This window comes from Pseudomonas sp. GM21 (genome assembly GCF_000282215.1).
Lineage (GTDB): Bacteria > Pseudomonadota > Gammaproteobacteria > Pseudomonadales > Pseudomonadaceae > Aquipseudomonas.
This window is the reverse complement of sequence record NZ_AKJS01000161.1, coordinates 1-3,375: the sequence shown is the minus strand read 5'-3', so window position 1 is coordinate 3,375 and position 3,375 is coordinate 1. Positions and strand designations below refer to the sequence as shown.

Genomic DNA, 3,375 nt, shown 5'->3' with positions numbered 1-3,375 from the left:
TCGTTCTTTAAAAATTTGGGTATGTGATAGAAAGATAGACTGAACGTTACTTTCACTGGTAACGGATCAGGCTAAGGTAAAATTTGTGAGTTGCTCTTTGAGCAAGAATCGAATTTTCGGCGAATGTCGTCTTCACAGTATAACCAGATTGCTTGGGGTTATATGGTCAAGTGAAGAAGCGCATACGGTGGATGCCTTGGCAGTCAGAGGCGATGAAAGACGTGGTAGCCTGCGAAAAGCTTCGGGGAGTCGGCAAACAGACTTTGATCCGGAGATGTCTGAATGGGGGAACCCAGCCATCATAAGATGGTTATCTTAAGCTGAATACATAGGCTTAAGAGGCGAACCAGGGGAACTGAAACATCTAAGTACCCTGAGGAAAAGAAATCAACCGAGATTCCCTTAGTAGTGGCGAGCGAACGGGGACTAGCCCTTAAGTGGCTTTGAGATTAGCGGAACGCTCTGGAAAGTGCGGCCATAGTGGGTGATAGCCCTGTACGCGAAAATCTCTTGGTCATGAAATCGAGTAGGACGGAGCACGAGAAACTTTGTCTGAATATGGGGGGACCATCCTCCAAGGCTAAATACTACTGACTGACCGATAGTGAACTAGTACCGTGAGGGAAAGGCGAAAAGAACCCCGGAGAGGGGAGTGAAATAGATCCTGAAACCGTATGCGTACAAGCAGTGGGAGCCTACTTTGTTAGGTGACTGCGTACCTTTTGTATAATGGGTCAGCGACTTATTTTCAGTGGCGAGCTTAACCGAATAGGGGAGGCGTAGCGAAAGCGAGTCTTAATAGGGCGTCTAGTCGCTGGGAATAGACCCGAAACCGGGCGATCTATCCATGGGCAGGTTGAAGGTTGGGTAACACTAACTGGAGGACCGAACCGACTACCGTTGAAAAGTTAGCGGATGACCTGTGGATCGGAGTGAAAGGCTAATCAAGCTCGGAGATAGCTGGTTCTCCTCGAAAGCTATTTAGGTAGCGCCTCATGTATCACTGTAGGGGGTAGAGCACTGTTTCGGCTAGGGGGTCATCCCGACTTACCAAACCGATGCAAACTCCGAATACCTACAAGTGCCGAGCATGGGAGACACACGGCGGGTGCTAACGTCCGTCGTGAAAAGGGAAACAACCCAGACCGTCAGCTAAGGTCCCAAAGTTATGGTTAAGTGGGAAACGATGTGGGAAGGCTTAGACAGCTAGGAGGTTGGCTTAGAAGCAGCCACCCTTTAAAGAAAGCGTAATAGCTCACTAGTCGAGTCGGCCTGCGCGGAAGATGTAACGGGGCTCAAACCATACACCGAAGCTACGGGTATCACTTAGGTGATGCGGTAGAGGAGCGTTCTGTAAGCCTGTGAAGGTGAGTTGAGAAGCTTGCTGGAGGTATCAGAAGTGCGAATGCTGACATGAGTAACGACAATGGGTGTGAAAAACACCCACGCCGAAAGACCAAGGTTTCCTGCGCAACGTTAATCGACGCAGGGTTAGTCGGTCCCTAAGGCGAGGCTGAAAAGCGTAGTCGATGGAAAACAGGTTAATATTCCTGTACTTCTGGTTATTGCGATGGAGGGACGGAGAAGGCTAGGCCAGCTTGGCGTTGGTTGTCCAAGTTTAAGGTGGTAGGCTGGACTCTTAGGTAAATCCGGGGGTCTAAGGCCGAGAGCTGATGACGAGTGTTCTTTTAGAACACGAAGTGGTTGATGCCATGCTTCCAAGAAAAGCTTCTAAGCTTCAGGTAACCAGGAACCGTACCCCAAACCGACACAGGTGGTTGGGTAGAGAATACCAAGGCGCTTGAGAGAACTCGGGTGAAGGAACTAGGCAAAATGGCACCGTAACTTCGGGAGAAGGTGCGCCGGTGAGGGTGAAGCATTTACTGCGTAAGCCCATGCCGGTCGAAGATACCAGGCCGCTGCGACTGTTTATTAAAAACACAGCACTCTGCAAACACGAAAGTGGACGTATAGGGTGTGACGCCTGCCCGGTGCCGGAAGGTTAATTGATGGGGTTAGCTAACGCGAAGCTCTTGATCGAAGCCCCGGTAAACGGCGGCCGTAACTATAACGGTCCTAAGGTAGCGAAATTCCTTGTCGGGTAAGTTCCGACCTGCACGAATGGCGTAACGATGGCGGCGCTGTCTCCACCCGAGACTCAGTGAAATTGAAATCGCTGTGAAGATGCAGTGTATCCGCGGCTAGACGGAAAGACCCCGTGAACCTTTACTATAGCTTTGCACTGGACTTTGAATTTGCTTGTGTAGGATAGGTGGGAGGCTTTGAAGCGTGGACGCCAGTTCGCGTGGAGCCAACCTTGAAATACCACCCTGGCAACTTTGAGGTTCTAACTCAGGTCCGTTATCCGGATCGAGGACAGTGTATGGTGGGTAGTTTGACTGGGGCGGTCTCCTCCTAAAGAGTAACGGAGGAGTACGAAGGTGCGCTCAGACCGGTCGGAAATCGGTCGTAGAGTATAAAGGCAAAAGCGCGCTTGACTGCGAGACAGACACGTCGAGCAGGTACGAAAGTAGGTCTTAGTGATCCGGTGGTTCTGTATGGAAGGGCCATCGCTCAACGGATAAAAGGTACTCCGGGGATAACAGGCTGATACCGCCCAAGAGTTCATATCGACGGCGGTGTTTGGCACCTCGATGTCGGCTCATCACATCCTGGGGCTGAAGCCGGTCCCAAGGGTATGGCTGTTCGCCATTTAAAGTGGTACGCGAGCTGGGTTTAGAACGTCGTGAGACAGTTCGGTCCCTATCTGCCGTGGACGTTTGAGATTTGAGAGGGGCTGCTCCTAGTACGAGAGGACCGGAGTGGACGAACCTCTGGTGTTCCGGTTGTCACGCCAGTGGCATTGCCGGGTAGCTATGTTCGGAATAGATAACCGCTGAAAGCATCTAAGCGGGAAACTAGCCTCAAGATGAGATCTCACTGGGACCTTGAGTCCCCTGAAGGGCCGTCGAAGACTACGACGTTGATAGGTTGGGTGTGTAAGCGCTGTGAGGCGTTGAGCTAACCAATACTAATTGCCCGTGAGGCTTGACCATATAACACCCAAGCAATTTGCTGACCTGAAAAGGCACCAGATTGCGGTGTGTGAAGACGATACAAGTCGAAAGTTCGAATCAAACACACAAATCTATTGCATACCCATTCGCTGGAGCGTGATCTCGCAAGAGACAACGACCTGGCTACCGAATTTCTTGACGACCATAGAGCATTGGAACCACCTGATCCCATCCCGAACTCAGCAGTGAAACGATGCATCGCCGATGGTAGTGTGGGGTTTCCCCATGTGAGAGTAGGTCATCGTCAAGATTAAATTCCGAAACCCCTATCTGCGTATGCAGGTAGGGGTTTTGTTTT

2 rRNA genes are annotated in these 3,375 nt (G+C 50.9%); both read left to right on the top strand.

The features are described from left to right. The first annotated feature begins 164 nt into the window (after positions 1–164). Positions 165–3,056, top strand: a 23S ribosomal RNA gene (locus tag PMI22_RS04120). A gap of 155 nt (positions 3,057–3,211) precedes the next feature. Beyond that, positions 3,212–3,327: ribosomal RNA gene (rrf, locus tag PMI22_RS04125) — 5S ribosomal RNA — on the top strand. The last annotated feature ends 48 nt before the right edge of the window (positions 3,328–3,375 follow it).